Below are 13,262 nucleotides of genomic sequence, written 5' to 3'. Positions count from 1 at the left end.
GACAACCGTGCACGCCCGACGGCGAAGCGTCCGCCGGGCGTGCCCGTCGCCTCACGCGGGTGGCAGGGTCCGAGACCCCGCCGGGAGCGTCAGTCGAGGCGCTTCTGCCAGACGGCCGCGACGCCGACGGGCTCGAAGCCGAGCGCGACGTTGATCGCGAGCATGTGCTCGTTCTCCTGGGCGTTCCACGTGTTGATGCGGCGCTCGCCGGGGCGGCGCTCCTCGTAGGCGCGCAGGTTGGCGATCTTGACGAGCATCCCGAGCCGGTGGCCGCGGTGCTCGCGGAGCACGAGCGTGTCCTCCTGGAAGGCGAAGGGCACGTCGGGGACGGGCATCTGCACCACCGAGAAGGCCGCGAGCGTGCCCGCGGGTGCGTGCTCGGCGACCGTGATCAGCACGTGCTGGTGCCGGCCGGCGAGGTCGCGCAGGTGGCTGCGGACGCGTGCGGCGTCCCAGGGGCTCTCCGCGACGTCGAGGCCCGCGTTGGGGATGTCGGTGCTCATGCGTGTCCACAGGATCGCGACCTGGTCCTCCCACACGGTGGGCACCTCGTCCCACCAGGTGTGCAGCCGGTAGTCGTCGCCGGCCGCCTCGGTGGACCGCGCGTGGAGCGCGTCGAGCAGGGTGGGGTCGACCGGGAGCCTCAGCACCGAGGCGCGCTCGACCTGCTCGAGCGTGAAGCCCCGACCGAGCGCGAAACGTGCCGGGCGTGACGCGACGGGCACGCGGCCCGCGCCCGTCGGTGCGTCGAGGGCGTCGGGACCGGGGGCGGGCTCGGGAGAGTGGTTGCTGAAGGTGATGACCGTGGTCCGGTCTGCGGCGCGTGCGATCTCCTCGACCCGTGCCAGGAGGGTGTCACCGATGCCCTGGCCGTCGAGCCCGGGGCGCACCATGAGCGTGACGTACGCGAGGTGCGTGTTGCTCACGGTCGCGAGGTTGACGATCGCGGCACCGCCCACGTCGCGGGGGGCCGGGGCGGTGCCGTCGGTGAGCGGGACGTCGGCACCAGGGGAGGCGTCGGCTGCCGTCCCCGGAGCATCTCCAGGGAGCGCGACGACCAGGATCTTGCGGTGGTACTCCTGCTGCTGGAGCGCCCCGTGGATCACGGGCAGGGGAGCCCACCAGTCGGTCCAGCCCCAGGTCGCGAGCTGCACGTCGTGCTCGATCTCGCTGTACGCCTGGTACGCCCAGATGTCGGGGTGCTCGAGCGTGGGCGGGACGGGAGGGGCGTCGACCGCGCGCCAGGTCGTGCCTGCGGGGGCCGCGGCCCCCGGGGAGGTCTCGGTGCTCGTCATGTGCCCCACTCTTGCGCGACCAGGTCCGCGCGGGCCAGACAATAACGACACATCGCCCCGTCGGTCAGGCGAGCCGCAGCTGCCACTCCGCGGTGACGCTCGCGACCTCGAACCCGAGGGCCTCGTTGATCGCGAGCATGTGCCGGTTCTCCTGCGCGTTCCAGGTGTGGATTCGGCGTGATGAGGGGCGCACGCGGGCCAGCTCGTCGAGCACCGCGATCTTGACGAGCGTCCCGAGGCGGTGGCCGCGGTGCTCGCGCAGGACCAGGGTGTCCTCCTGGATGACGACCTCGGGGCGGTCGTGCGGGTAGGAGACCATCGAGAACGCGGCGAGCCGCCCCGACGGCACGTGCTCGGCCACCGCGACGAGGTATCCCTGGCCGCGGTCGACGAAGGACTGCGATGCGACGCGCACCCGGTCGGCGTCCCACGGGTCCTCCTCGAGGTCGAGCCCGCCGCTGGGGGCGTCGGTGCTCATGCGTGTCTCGAGGACCGCGAAGTCGTCGATCCACTCCTCGGGGACGGTGTCCTGCCAGAGGTGCACGCGGTAGTCGTCGCCCGCGGTCGCCAGGGCTGCGTCGCGCAACGGGTCCACGACGTCGGCGCGGGGCGGCAGCGTGATCGTCGACTGCCGCATGACCTGTTCGAGCGCGAAGCCGCGCGAGAGCGCGAAGCGCGTGCCGGGGTCGTCGAGCGGCACGCGCCCGCTGCCGGTCGGCGAGTCGAGCGCACCGGGGCCGGGAGGGGGTTCGGGGGCGTGCGCGGAGTCGGACAGGAGCACGGTGCGCCCGGCGTCGCGCGCGATGCGCAGGCACTCGTCCCAGAGCGCCGCCCCGACCCCTTGGCCGCGGTGCGCGGGGTCGACCCCGACGTACACGATCGCGAGGTGCGTGTTCCCCTTCTGGGGAAGGCCGACGAGCCCGCGCCCGACGACGTCGCCCGCCACCGGGGCCGCGTCCGGTCCGCCGGTGGACGAGGCCGCGTCGGCCACCGCGACGAACCGGACGTTGCGCTTGTACTCCTGCTGGGCCGTCATCGTGACGAGGACGGTCGCCGCGTCGAGACCGAGGTCGGCGTGCCCGTGGATCTCCCGGTCGATCGCCTCGCCCACGCGCGCCGTGCCGTGCACGGCCCACGCCTCGGGTGCGTCGAGCGAGTCCGGGACGGGCGCACGCAGGACGCGCCACGCCGTCGGGCCGGAGGACGATGCCGGAGCCGCGGCCTGCGACGGGCCGGTCAGGTGCCGGCCTTCTTCTGCCAGCCCGCGTAGCCGCCTGCGGGCGTGAAGCCCAGGTCGATGTTGATCGCGAGCATGTGGTCGTTCTCCTCGGCGTTCCAGGTGTGGATGCGTGCGGTCGTGGGGCGTCGGGCGGCGAGCTCGTCGAGGTTCCGGACCTTGACGAGCATCCCGAGGCGGTGGCCGCGGTGCTCGCGCAGGACGAGCGTGTCCTCCTGGAACGCGAATGCGGGGCGGTCCTTGGGGTACGCGAGCACCGAGAACGCGGTGAGGGTGCTGGTCGGGACGTGCTCGGCGACCGTCATGAGCATGCCGTGCCCCTTGCCGAGCAGCTCGTCGACCCAGACGCCTACGCGCTGCGCGTCCCACGGGTCCTCCCGGTAGTCGATGCCGCCCACCGGGGCGTCGGTGCTCATGCGCGTGAACAGGGTCCCGACCTGCTCTCGCCGCTCGGGCGGCACGTCGTCCTCCCAGACGAGGGTGCGGTAGTCCGGTCCCGCGGCGGCGTCGGCCTGCTCGCGCAGCCGGTCCAGCAGCGCGGGGTCGACGGGGAGCGGCAGGATCGAGTGCCGCTCGACCTGTTCCAGGGCGTACCCCTTGCTCCGCACGAAGCGCGGTCCGGGGTCGCTCGCCGGGACGCGGCCCGCGCCGGTCCGGGCCTCGAGGGCCTCCGGTCCGGGCGGCGGCTCGGCGCCGTGCTGGGTGTCGGTGAACAGGACGGTGCGCCCGGCGTCGAGCAGGAGGCGTTCGCCCAGGTCCCACAGCGCCGTGCCCAGCCCTTGACGCCGGGCCGCCGGTCGCACCTGCACGTACAGCTCGCCCAGGTGCTCGTTGCTGCTCGTCATCATGAGGACGAACAGGTGGCCCAGCACGTCCTGCGGCCGGGGCGTCTCGGGTGCGTCCGCGCGGACCGCGACGAAGCGCTGCTTGGTCGCGTACTGCTGGTTGTCCATCCCGGCCAGGACGTCGCGGGCCTCGTTCGCGAAGTCGTCGTAGCCGTGGGCCTCGACCATGACCTCGGCCTCGATCTCGGCCACGCCGTGGTACGCCCAGGCGTCGGGGGAGCCGAGGTCTGCGGGGTGTGGGGCCGGGGTGATGCGCCAGGTCGTCGTCGACTCGGTGGGATGGCTCATGTCCTCAGCGTCTCGCGCGAGGCGCGAGCGGTCCACGGGTTTTCCGGGGTTCGGCGCGGGAGGCGCGGCCCGGTCGCCCCGGGCCGCGCCTCCTCGGGATGCCCGACGGCGCAGCGTGCGTCAGGCCTTCGACCTGCGTCCCGCGATGAGCCCCCAGATCAGCAGGACGACGAGTGATCCGATGAACGCCCAGAACCAGGTCGAGAACGACCAGAACTCCTGGTTCGGGTCCGAGCCGAACGCCCGGCCGATGAACCCGCCGACGAACGCGCCGACGACACCGACGATCAGGGTCACGACCCATCCGCCCGCCGCTCGGCCCGGCATGATGGCGCGGGCGATGGCCCCCATGATGAGTCCGATCACGATCCACGACAGAAACCACATGGTCCACTCCGTCCGTCGGACGAGCCCACCGGCCCCGATGAACGGGCACAGGGCCGACCCGGCGCCGTCGCCGGGTGCTTCTACCGTGGCACGGTCCCGCTGGACCCGCACGGTCGACATGGAGCGAGACTTTTCAGATACACAGCCAAAAGAGTATATTCCGGGCAGGGGATGTGTTGTGCTCCCCGTGAACAACCCGGGGGGGCGCGTGGGGGTAGGTCGTCGTTGTCGACGACGGCGTGCGTGCGTCGTGCTCGTGAGTTTTCTGACTGTTCTCACCGGGTGCGTCGGCACGCGCCCCGCGCCCACCGGCGACGCACCGCCGGTCGTCGCGATCCTCGACGGTGGGATCGATGCGGAGCACCCCGCACTGGACGGGGTCGTCGAAGCGCGATGGACCCTGCCCCGGCTGGAGAGCGCTACTTCGGACCACGCCACGAGCATGGCGGGCCTCGTCGCGGGGCACCGCACCGGTCCTTTCGGCGGCGGTGTCGCCGTGGGAGTTCGGCTTCTCGATGTCGTCGTGGTCGGCGAGCAAGGGACGGCTACCGCGAGCGACCTGGCTGCCGGCCTGGGTTGGGCCGTGGACCGCAGCGCTGACGTGGTGTTGATCTCCATGGCGCTCGAGAACGACGAGCCCGTCCTCCGGGAAGCGGTCGCCGAGGCGGTCGACCGCGGAACCGTCGTCGTCGCGGCGAACGGCAACGGGATCGGCTCGTTCGACGCCTTCCCGGCCGCGTACGACGGAGTCCTGGCGATCACGTCGCACGATGCCGCCGGCCTCCGTGCGTCGCTCGCGAACGGGCGAGGCGCATGGTTCTCGCTGCCCGGGCACGACGTCCTCGCGCCGGTCGTGGGTGGCGGCTACGAGACGTCGAGCGGGACATCGGTCGCAGCCGCCGTGGGGGCCGGGACAGTGGCCTCCTGCTGGCTACCTCGCATCCCCCGCCCTGACGAGCCCATGCCATCCGGCGAGTCCGTTTCGTTCCCCGACGGACCTGTGCCGGTACTGACCTGTCCGGGGGGCGACTTGTGAGAGGAACACCATGACAGAACGACACAGATACTCACTCCGCACCGCGCTAGCCGGCGCGGTGACGATGTCCCTTGTCCTGGGGCTTGGAGTGGCATCAGCCGCTGCCGTGGCTCCTGAGGACCCGACCGTGCTGCCTCAGGTGGTCTCCGGGGAGCCGGGGGCGGCGGCCGTCCCGGTCGGTGCGGGGTCCACGACGGTGCATCCTGATGCGGGCGGCCTCGTCACCACCGTCAGCGATCCGGCCGGGGTCGAGGCCACGGTCGACGTCGGCATCCTGGAGTCGGGCGACAGCGTTCTTCTCTCCACGATCGATGTTGACGCCGTCGTGGACGGGACCACGATCCGTGAGCAGATGGTCATCGAGGACTTCGTGCTCCTCGGAGAGGACGACTTCGCGGTCACGCTCCGCATGGCGAGCACGGGCGAGACCTTCGTCGTCAACACCACGGTCGCCACACAGCAAGCCGTGCCTGTTCTCATCATCCTCGGTGTCCTGGCACGTCTGGGGATCAAGCATGTGCTCAAGTGGTACGGAAAGACGCAGGTCAAGAAGGCCGTCAAGTCCTACCTGCTGAACAACGTCAGTGCGAACAAGTGGTCCCACATCATGGCGCCGAAGCACAACTGGGGGACGGTGGGGGCCAAGAGTCGCGAGCAGGTAGCCGAGCTCATGGCCCGGGCCATGTCCGAGGGCACCCACCAGGCGTACAAGGGGACTGCGCGGGTAGCGGTCTGGAAGCACAATGGCAAGATCATCGAGGTCACCTACGACAAGGTGAGCGGCAAGGTCTCCAACGGATGGGTGAAATGACGTGGATGCAGAGACCTTTCGCGACCTGGTGGCGGCCGGGGACGAGGCGTCCCGTGCCGACGCGCTGCACGGCGCCCGCTCCCTGACGTTCTCCGACGTCTCGGAGCTTCTCGACTACGACTTCCTGGACGAGCACTCCGAGCAGGTGTCGCAGTTCCTCCAGGAGTGGCTACGGCAGCTTCCTGTCTACCAGCGGGCGGAGGCCGCGGACTGGGTGGCATCCCAGTACCTGCTCGGACTCGTGCACCTCGAGCACTCGTGGGGAACGGCGGCGCGTCTGCTCCTGGAGGTGTACACGGCCGTCGCCGAGCAGCTGGCGACGGACCTGGAGGGCTTCCGCCCGCTCACCGAGGGGCCGGACGCGGAAGCGCCGACCGGGGTCGCAGACCGGCTCGACGGACTCGCTGCGACGCTCCACGGAGTGCGGGAGAGCCTGCTGTCCGAGATCGATGCGCTCTCCGGGAAGGAACCAGGCGACGGCTGACCACAGACGTCGGACGGTCGTGTCCGGCGACCTGGTCGAGCCAGGGGCAGGACACGACCGGGGCCGACCCTGTCCGGACCGACTCCCGGCGCGCGCCGCCTACGCTGGGGTGGTCCGACGTCGGGAAGGGAAGTGACCATGCGGGTCGACAGCTGGCTCTGGGCGGTCCGCCTGACCAAGAGCCGCTCGGTCGCGACGGCTGCGTGCCGTGCCGGGCACGTCAAGGTCGACGGGGTGCGCGTCAAGCCGTCGGCGACCGTGCGGGTCGGGAGCACCGTGACGTACCGCGGGGGCGAGCGCGAGCGGATCGTGGAGGTCGTCGAGCTCCTCGCCAAGCGGGTCGGGGCGCCCGAGGCGGCAAAGGCGTACGTCGACCACAGCCCGCCGGTGCTGCCGCGCGAGGCCGTTCCGTTCGTGCCCGTGCGCGACCGCGGCGCGGGGCGACCGACCAAGCGGGAGCGGCGCGAGATCGACAAGCTGCGGGGGCGCGAGCTGCCGCCCGTCTGACCGGTTGCGGTGGATTCAGACGGCTCCGAACCACAGGTGCGGACGCCGTTCGAGGTCGACCGACGTTCCCGGCGGGAGAAGACGCAGCACGCGCTGGACGAGCTCCGCGCCGTCCTTGAGGTCCCGCGCGGTCACGCGCAGGACCCGCCATCCCTCCTCCTCGATGCCCTCTTGGCGCCGCTTCTCCTCGAACAGCACCTTCGCCGGATCGCCCTGGGCGAGCGTCGAGTACTTCACGAACCCGTCGAACTCGACGAGCACACGCCACTGCGGCCAGCCCAGGTCGGCGCGGAACGTCCCGAGCCGGGTCGTCACCGGGATCTGGGTCGTCGGCACGGGCAGTCCGCGGCGCAGCAGGTGGAATCGGACCGCCGACTCACCCGGTGACTCCGCGCCCCTGCTGCCGAGGCCCACGAGGACCCGGGCCCGCGCGGTCCCTCGCCCGTCCCCGACCTGGTCGAGCACGTCGCGCAGCCGCTCAGGCAGGACTCCGCGCCGGAGGGCCGCGTCGACGACCACGAGCGCGTCGAGCGCCGGCAACGTTCGTGCGCAGTCGACGACCGTCCGGGCGAGCGACGTCACGACGTGCCCCCGGCGCCGCGCGGTGTCGGTGGGAGCGAGCGCCGTCAGGTGGCGCACGAGGTCCGTGCCAGGCCTCGGCGTGCCGGGACGGTGCTGCTGCACGACGTGCACCCGCGCGGGCACCCGCCACAGCGGCAGGTCCCACACGAGCGCCGCCGACTCCTGGCACAGGACGAACGGGCTGCGCAGCTGGCGCGAGACCGCTTCGATCTGCGCGACGGCTCGGATCTGGTCGAGCGTGTGGCCGGGAGCAGGGTCGTCCGGCGCCCTCCAGCGGTAGGCGCCGCGACGGACCTTCTCGAGCAGGTTCTGGGAGAGCGCGGTGCGCAGGACGGGGCGTGGGAGCTGGGCGGTCAGGAGCACGCCGCCCTGGCGGGAGGCGAGCGCGGCCAGGGCGCCGGTGTCGTGGGTCGATGAGGTCATGGCCGCGATGGTGCCCGCGGCAGCGGCCCGACGGCGGCGCGCGGCCCGGGCTGTGGACGAACCGTCGGTCTGTGGTCAGGCCCCGACCGGTGGGCTGACTCGACGGGACCGCCGGGCTGGGCTCCCACCTCCGCACGTGAGACGGGTGCTTCGGTCCGAGACGGGTCTCCCGGGCCGTGGTGCAGGCACCCGTCGGGGACCGGACCACCCGTCTCATGGATTCAGACCGCTCCGAACGGTGCCGGGCAGTGCGACGCCCGGGCCTCCTGGTGTACCAGGCGACCCGGGCGCGGATCTGGTGCGTGCCGGTCAGGTGCCGGTCAGCCCCTTCTCCTGAGGGCCGACCGCTCGGTGCTCATGTCAGCAGGCCCCGAGGTCCTTCCACACGCCCCACTGGCCGCTCGAACCGGGGTTCTCCCCCGTGGTCCACCACTTGGCCTCGTACGTCTTGTTGTTGTAGGAGACGCGAGCGCCGCCCGTGTAGACCGAGCCGGCCGCCCAGGCGGGAGCCGTGCAGACGCCCGTCCCGGTGGTTCCGCCCGTGGTGCCCCCGGTCGTGCCCCCGGTGGTGCCGCCGGTGGTGCCACCAGTGGTGCCGCCGGTGGTGCCGCCGTTGACCGTGAGGTCGACGCAGTTGTAGAACGCGTTGACCGTGTTGGACACGTTCCACCGGGCGAGGACCGTGTGGTTGCCCGAGGGCAGGTTGGTCAGCGTGTGCGAGATGTTGCTCGGGGGCTGGGCGCCACCCTGGCTGAACGTCTGGTGCAGCTTGCCGTCGACGAAGTACTCCCACGTGCTCGTGTTGTGAGCCGCCGTGAGCTTCCACTGGAACGTCACCGAGCTGCCGACGCTCTTGCGCGGCCACGGCTTGCTGTTGTCGTCGAGGATCGAGAACCCGCTGCCGCCCGAACACTGCATCGAGCCCTTGGGTGCCTCGACGCTCTGCGGCTCGTACTTGATGCCGCCGCAGTCGAAGGACGTCGCGCCGGTCGCGCAGTTGTCCTGCCGGCTGGGCGGCGAGGTGATCCACCCGTGTGCCGAGGCGGCCGGAGCCAGCACGACAGGGGCCGCGATCGCGGCCACACCGAGGACGGCGGCAACCATTGCCGCGCGTAGTCGTCTCATCTTTTCTTCTCGCTCTCCATGGTAGTCGGTAGGGCCCCATTGCCGGGCGACCTACGCATGTCGAATCGGACAAGCTCGACGCTATGCAATAAATGTGTCATGCACAATCCGGTGAAGCACGTAGGGGGTCCTACGTAGGGTGTGCGAAATTCAATCGGCCGGGAAATGGAAAAAGTGACGCCGGGTCAGGAATTCCTGACCCGGCGTCACCGGTACCACGTGACGAGTCGCGCGTCACGCGTCATGCGGTCCTTAGCAGGCGCCGAGGCTCTTCCAGGGGCCCCACTGCGCGGTGGCGTCAGGCTTCTCGCCCTTGGTCCACCACTTGGCCTCGAAGAGCTGACCGTTGAGCGAGACCTTGGCGCCGCCCGTGTAGGCGACGGCCGTGTCCCAGGGGCCGGCGGAGCACTGAGGCGTGCCCGTCGTGCCGCCGGTCGTGCCGCCCGTCGTGCCGCCCGTGGTGCCGCCGGTCGTGCCGCCCGTGGTGCCACCGGTCGTGCCGCCGGTCTCGCCGCCCGTGGTGCCGCCGGTCGTGCCGCCACCGCTGACGGTGAGGTCGACGCAGTTGTAGAAGGCCATCGGGGTGTCAGCGACGTTCCAGCGAGCGAGGACCGTGTGGTCCCCGGCAGGCAGGTTGGTCAGCGTGTGGGAGATGTCCTTCGCGGGCTGCGCGCCGCCCGAGCTGAAGGTCTGGTGCAGCTTGCCGTCGACGAAGTACTCCCACGTCGTCGTGGCGTGGTTGGCCGTGAGCTTCCACTGGAACTTCACGGAGGAAGCGACCGTGGTGCGCGGCCAGGGCTTGCTGTTGTCGTCGAGGATGTCGTATCCGCTGCCGCCGCTGCACTGCATGGAGCCCTTTGCGGCCTCGACGCTCTGCGGCTCGAACTTGATGCTGCCGCAGTCGAAGGACGTCGCGCCGGTGGCGCAGTTGTCCTGACGGCTCGGCGGGGAGGTGACCCAGCCGTGCGCGGAGGCGGCGGGGGCCAGCACCACGGGGGCAACAATGGCGGTGGCGCCGAGCACGGCGGCGATCATTGCCGCACGTAGTCGTCTCATCTGCATCTCGCTTTCGTTGTGGTGGACGGCGAGACACGAGGCCTCGGGTCCACCTCGACCAGAACGCTGTGACGCTAAGCCAGGGGTCGTTGAGTCTTCAAACAGCGACGCGGTGTAAGGGGAAACACGTATGCGCGCGAACGGGGTTCGGCAATCGGCGTCCTGGTGCGCCTGGTGAGCACCGTCGTCGGGCAGATGAGAAGCAGGTGAGAGAGCGCTCGCCCTGAATCGTGTGGAGAACACCTAGAGGGACAGATCGGTCCATAACACGCCTGGTCACGTCTCCGCTCGCCGAACACCCGCACGGCCCGTCCCGGGCCCTCGACCTCCCTGTGTCGTGGGACGAAGGTCCCACCTCCCCGGGACCGTCGTCCGTGGTTCCCGAGAGCCGCTCTCGGGGACGCTGAGAGCATGTCGAACCACGAAGAGAACCTGACTGCTGCCGTCGTCTTCGAGTCGATGTTCGGAAACTGTGAGCGGGTCGCCCGGCAGATCGCGGCCGGCATGGCGAACGGCGTGCCGGTGCAGGTCGTGGACGTCGCGGACGTGGTCGCGGACCCGTCGATCCTGGACGGCGTCGCGCTCGTGGTCGCCGGTGGTCCCACGCACTCCATGTCGATGAGCCGCCCTGGCACCCGGGCCGAGGCCGTCCAGCGTTCGGGCGGGACGGTGCCTGCGCGCAACGTCGGCCTGCGCGAGTGGTGCGTCGCGCTCCAGGACCGTTCGGACGGGCGCGGCCCCCGGTGGGTCACGACGTTCGACACCCGCACCGCACTCGGTCGGGCCATCCCGTCGTCCGCCTCGCGTGCCGCTGCGCGCATCATCACCCGCAAGGGCTACGAGATGCTCGTGCCGCTCCGTTCGTTCCTCGTCGAGGACGCGGCCGGTCCCCTGGTCGACGGTCACCTCGAAGAGGCGTACGTCTGGGGCGAGAAGATCGCTGCGGCGCTGCGTGCACAGGTGCTGGTCGCCGTCTGAGACCGTGCGCGGGCGGTCGTCCACAGCTGAGCCCGGACGGGGAAGACGGGCTCAGTCGCGGGGGTCTCGCCATCGTCGACGACGCCGCGTTCCCACGTCGGGGACGCGGCGTCGTCGTGTCGGCAGCGCCCGCTTCGGCGAGGATGGTTCCCTGGAACCAGGCTGAGGAGACGACGCGATGACGAAGTACCTGATCTCGTTCCCGAGCAGCGCCATGGACGTCTCGGCGGAGGACCTGCCCGCGGTCTCGGACGCGTCCCACGCGGTCGTGGAGGAGGCGAGGCGAGCCGGCGTCTGGGTGTTCGGCGGGGGGATCGACGAGAGCGTCCCGCCCGTCCTGGTCGACGGGGACGGCACCGTGACCGCAGGCACCTACCCGCAGACGAGGCAGATCGAGGGCGGCTACGCGGTCCTCGAGGTGTCGTCGCGCGAGGAGGCTCTCGAGTGGGCCGCGAAGATCGCGGTCGCCTGCCGGTGCGCGCAGGAGGTGCGCCAGTTCCAGCTCGACCCCGCGAGCTGACGGGTCGGCCCGCACGCTGGGCCGCACGGCGTGCACGCCGTCAGGGCCGTCGTCGGGTCAGCGCAGGCCGTGCGTGCGGGGCGCGTCGACCGGCTGCTGCAGGAGGCCCGTGACGACGTCGAGGATCGCGGAGTCGTCCAGCCCGAGCTCGCGGCCACGTGCGACCATCTGTGCGGCGAGGTCGGCGAACGACCGTTGGTCGGCGACCGACGACCGCCGGTGGGTGGTGGCCGCGACGACCGTCCCGGTCCGCGGTCGCGACGAGACGGTGCCCGCCGCCTCGAGCTCCCGGTAGGCACGCTGGACGGTGCCGACCGCGACGCCCAGGTCCCGGGCGAGGTTGCGTGACGACGGCAGCCGGTCGCCCGGGTTCAGCACCCCCAACGACACGAGCGCCGCGACCTGGGTCCTGATCTGCTCGTAGACGGGGACGGGGGAGTCCAGGTCGACCGTGAGGGTCTTCATGCCTGAGGAGCGGGCGTCACGGCCGACGTCCCCGGTGCGGGGGGCGTGCCGGGCGCGGCGGGGAGGGCCTGCCGGGCGAGCACCGAGAGTCCGACGACGACCGACGTGATGCCGATCGCGGACCCGACGGCGAACGTGAGGGCGGCGGCTCCCGCCCGGTCGGCCCCGAACAGGGCGAGGGCGGCGGTGAGCATGACGGCGGCCGATCCCAGGCCCACGAGGAGCTGCGTGCCTGCCAGGGCGTGGGCGGCGCTGAGCCGGCGCAGCGAGTCGTCCTCCTGGGCCGTGGCACCGCGCACGACGCCACGCCGCGCGACGAGACGCAGCACCCCGAGCACCCCGAGGGTGATGACGCCCAGCACCCCGAGCAGCGGACCGGCGTAGGGCCAGCCGGGGTACGGGCCGGACGAACCGGTGACCCATCCGTCGACCGTGACGAGGAGAGGTGCGTCGACCGTGCCCCCTCCCTCGCCCGCGGTGATCCCGAAGACCGTGAGCGCGACGGCCGTGAGTGCCGCCGTCGCGAGGAAGAGGGGGAGCCGCCACTCGCCGAGGCCGCGCACGGTCCGCCGCGCGAGGGGAGCCGTGCGCACCGCGCCCTGGGGGCGGGGCCAGGCGAGCTCGCCGATCGCGCGGACGACGAGGACCATGACGACGGCGATGAACGGGGAGAGGGCGACGAGCAGTCCGGGGGTGTCCGTGACCCCGGTCAGGCCCGGGAGCGCCGTGGGCGAGACCACGGAGACGATCAGGGACAGCGCGACGACGCCGGCGACGACGGACGTGGTCCGTTCGTGCCGGAGCGCGGCGTCGAGCACGGGGCGCCGGGGGTGGCGCCGGGACCGGACCGCGTTGGCCGCGACCAGGGCTGCTGCGGCGAGGGCGCCGAGCGCGGCGAGAGCGACGAGCGACAGGCCGGTCATGTGTGCTCCTTCGAATGGATCAATGAGTCATAGTATTGACTCATTGAGCCAGGGTTGTCCACCCGACCCCGCGAGCACACCACGGGGAGCCCCGCCGAGCGCACCACCGGGCGCGCCGCGGTGGTCACGCGGAGGTGATGTGGCGACCGGCTAACACCGAGTCGTGCGTTCCGCAGTCCGAGCAGCGGATGAAATCGGCGATCGGTCGACGACGTGCCGTCACAAGGGCCGACGTGGTGCGTCTTTCCAGGTTGATCGGCCCGGACGGGCCGGTGCCGGTGTGTCCGGGAGAGGAGGCCG

The 13,262-nt window shown here is 71.6% G+C and carries 15 protein-coding genes; 6 read left to right on the top strand and 9 right to left on the bottom strand.

What is annotated here, in order from left to right:
• Nucleotides 1-89: 89 nt before the first annotated feature.
• From IE95_RS18615 to IE95_RS0103285, 4 genes are all read right to left on the bottom strand, one after another.
• Nucleotides 90-1,295 (bottom strand): N-acetyltransferase, encoded by a 1,206-nt coding sequence (locus tag IE95_RS18615; protein ID WP_051702667.1) that lies wholly within the window; start codon nucleotides 1,293-1,295, stop codon nucleotides 90-92.
• A gap of 64 nt (nucleotides 1,296-1,359) precedes the next feature.
• Nucleotides 1,360-2,424, bottom strand: a complete 1,065-nt coding sequence (locus IE95_RS0103295) for a GNAT family N-acetyltransferase (RefSeq protein ID WP_051702666.1) — start codon at nucleotides 2,422-2,424, stop codon at nucleotides 1,360-1,362.
• Between the two features lie 107 nt (nucleotides 2,425-2,531).
• A complete protein-coding gene (locus tag IE95_RS0103290) occupies nucleotides 2,532-3,665 on the bottom strand; it encodes a GNAT family N-acetyltransferase (RefSeq protein ID WP_030150205.1) in 1,134 nt (377 codons plus the stop codon).
• Between the two features lie 120 nt (nucleotides 3,666-3,785).
• Nucleotides 3,786-4,052, bottom strand: coding sequence for a GlsB/YeaQ/YmgE family stress response membrane protein (locus IE95_RS0103285; RefSeq protein WP_030150204.1), 267 nt, complete (start codon nucleotides 4,050-4,052; stop codon nucleotides 3,786-3,788).
• 118 nt (nucleotides 4,053-4,170) lie between these two features.
• Here IE95_RS0103285 and IE95_RS0103280 point away from each other — a divergent pair, with 118 nt between their 5' ends.
• From IE95_RS0103280 to IE95_RS0103265, 4 genes are all read left to right on the top strand, one after another.
• The gene (locus IE95_RS0103280) at nucleotides 4,171-5,088 is read left to right on the top strand and encodes a S8 family peptidase (protein WP_164984146.1); all 918 of its coding nucleotides are present in this window, start codon (nucleotides 4,171-4,173) and stop codon (nucleotides 5,086-5,088) included.
• 10 nt (nucleotides 5,089-5,098) lie between these two features.
• Entirely contained in the window at nucleotides 5,099-5,899 is an 801-nt protein-coding gene (locus IE95_RS19430) for a polymorphic toxin type 35 domain-containing protein (protein ID WP_084689761.1), read from the top strand.
• 1 nt (nucleotide 5,900) lies between these two features.
• Nucleotides 5,901-6,383: a hypothetical protein gene (locus IE95_RS0103270; RefSeq protein ID WP_030150201.1), complete on the top strand. Its 483-nt coding sequence runs from the start codon at nucleotides 5,901-5,903 to the stop codon at nucleotides 6,381-6,383.
• A 138-nt stretch (nucleotides 6,384-6,521) separates the two neighbouring features.
• Complete coding sequence (locus IE95_RS0103265) at nucleotides 6,522-6,890, top strand: RNA-binding S4 domain-containing protein (protein ID WP_030150200.1); 369 nt, start codon at nucleotides 6,522-6,524, stop codon at nucleotides 6,888-6,890.
• A gap of 15 nt (nucleotides 6,891-6,905) precedes the next feature.
• Here IE95_RS0103265 and IE95_RS19425 read toward each other — a convergent pair whose 3' ends face one another.
• The 3 genes from IE95_RS19425 to IE95_RS0103250 all read right to left on the bottom strand — a co-directional run bounded on the left by IE95_RS19425 (nucleotide 6,906) and on the right by IE95_RS0103250 (nucleotide 10,055).
• Nucleotides 6,906-7,895 (bottom strand): type IV toxin-antitoxin system AbiEi family antitoxin domain-containing protein, encoded by a 990-nt coding sequence (locus IE95_RS19425; RefSeq protein WP_051702663.1) that lies wholly within the window; start codon nucleotides 7,893-7,895, stop codon nucleotides 6,906-6,908.
• A 360-nt stretch (nucleotides 7,896-8,255) separates the two neighbouring features.
• Nucleotides 8,256-8,999, bottom strand: a complete 744-nt coding sequence (locus IE95_RS21240; protein WP_030150198.1) for a lytic polysaccharide monooxygenase — start codon at nucleotides 8,997-8,999, stop codon at nucleotides 8,256-8,258.
• 273 nt (nucleotides 9,000-9,272) lie between these two features.
• The gene (locus tag IE95_RS0103250; protein WP_240666393.1) at nucleotides 9,273-10,055 is read right to left on the bottom strand and encodes a lytic polysaccharide monooxygenase; all 783 of its coding nucleotides are present in this window, start codon (nucleotides 10,053-10,055) and stop codon (nucleotides 9,273-9,275) included.
• A 432-nt stretch (nucleotides 10,056-10,487) separates the two neighbouring features.
• Here IE95_RS0103250 and IE95_RS0103245 point away from each other — a divergent pair, with 432 nt between their 5' ends.
• On the top strand, nucleotides 10,488-11,054 hold the full coding sequence (locus IE95_RS0103245) for a hypothetical protein (protein ID WP_030150196.1): 567 nt from the start codon (nucleotides 10,488-10,490) through the stop codon (nucleotides 11,052-11,054).
• Nucleotides 11,055-11,232: 178 nt separating this feature from the next.
• The gene (locus IE95_RS0103240) at nucleotides 11,233-11,574 is read left to right on the top strand and encodes a YciI family protein (RefSeq protein ID WP_030150195.1); all 342 of its coding nucleotides are present in this window, start codon (nucleotides 11,233-11,235) and stop codon (nucleotides 11,572-11,574) included.
• A 57-nt stretch (nucleotides 11,575-11,631) separates the two neighbouring features.
• Here the strand turns inward: IE95_RS0103240 and IE95_RS0103235 are convergent, their stop codons facing one another.
• Together IE95_RS0103235 and IE95_RS0103230 are read right to left on the bottom strand one after the other, a co-directional pair.
• The gene (locus IE95_RS0103235; RefSeq protein ID WP_036570813.1) at nucleotides 11,632-12,039 is read right to left on the bottom strand and encodes a GntR family transcriptional regulator; all 408 of its coding nucleotides are present in this window, start codon (nucleotides 12,037-12,039) and stop codon (nucleotides 11,632-11,634) included.
• On the bottom strand, nucleotides 12,036-12,962 hold the full coding sequence (locus IE95_RS0103230) for a hypothetical protein (RefSeq protein ID WP_030150193.1): 927 nt from the start codon (nucleotides 12,960-12,962) through the stop codon (nucleotides 12,036-12,038). The genes IE95_RS0103235 and IE95_RS0103230 overlap by 4 nt, the downstream gene beginning before the upstream one ends.
• Between the last annotated feature and the right edge of the window lie 300 nt (nucleotides 12,963-13,262).

The organism is Oerskovia turbata (genome assembly GCF_000718325.1).
In the GTDB taxonomy this organism is placed as follows: domain Bacteria; phylum Actinomycetota; class Actinomycetes; order Actinomycetales; family Cellulomonadaceae; genus Oerskovia; species Oerskovia turbata.
Note: the sequence above shows the minus strand (reverse complement) of the source record. Positions and strands in the feature narration are given on the sequence as shown.

Excerpts from the sequence above, each read along its gene's own strand:
- IE95_RS18615 (WP_051702667.1), bottom strand. The coding sequence starts at position 1,295 with ATGACGAGCACCGAGACCTCCCCGGGGGCCGCGGCCCCCGCAGGCACG.
- IE95_RS0103290 (WP_030150205.1), bottom strand. The coding sequence starts at position 3,665 with ATGAGCCATCCCACCGAGTCGACGACGACCTGGCGCATCACCCCGGCC.
- IE95_RS0103285 (WP_030150204.1), bottom strand. The coding sequence starts at position 4,052 with ATGTGGTTTCTGTCGTGGATCGTGATCGGACTCATCATGGGGGCCATC.
- IE95_RS0103280 (WP_164984146.1), top strand. The coding sequence starts at position 4,171 with ATGGAGCGAGACTTTTCAGATACACAGCCAAAAGAGTATATTCCGGGC.
- IE95_RS19430 (WP_084689761.1), top strand. The coding sequence starts at position 5,099 with ATGACAGAACGACACAGATACTCACTCCGCACCGCGCTAGCCGGCGCG.
- IE95_RS0103265 (WP_030150200.1), top strand. The coding sequence starts at position 6,522 with ATGCGGGTCGACAGCTGGCTCTGGGCGGTCCGCCTGACCAAGAGCCGC.
- IE95_RS19425 (WP_051702663.1), bottom strand. The coding sequence starts at position 7,895 with ATGACCTCATCGACCCACGACACCGGCGCCCTGGCCGCGCTCGCCTCC.
- IE95_RS21240 (WP_030150198.1), bottom strand. The coding sequence starts at position 8,999 with ATGGTTGCCGCCGTCCTCGGTGTGGCCGCGATCGCGGCCCCTGTCGTG.
- IE95_RS0103250 (WP_240666393.1), bottom strand. The coding sequence starts at position 10,055 with ATGATCGCCGCCGTGCTCGGCGCCACCGCCATTGTTGCCCCCGTGGTG.
- IE95_RS0103245 (WP_030150196.1), top strand. The coding sequence starts at position 10,488 with ATGTCGAACCACGAAGAGAACCTGACTGCTGCCGTCGTCTTCGAGTCG.
- IE95_RS0103240 (WP_030150195.1), top strand. The coding sequence starts at position 11,233 with ATGACGAAGTACCTGATCTCGTTCCCGAGCAGCGCCATGGACGTCTCG.
- IE95_RS0103235 (WP_036570813.1), bottom strand. The coding sequence starts at position 12,039 with ATGAAGACCCTCACGGTCGACCTGGACTCCCCCGTCCCCGTCTACGAG.
- IE95_RS0103230 (WP_030150193.1), bottom strand. The coding sequence starts at position 12,962 with ATGACCGGCCTGTCGCTCGTCGCTCTCGCCGCGCTCGGCGCCCTCGCC.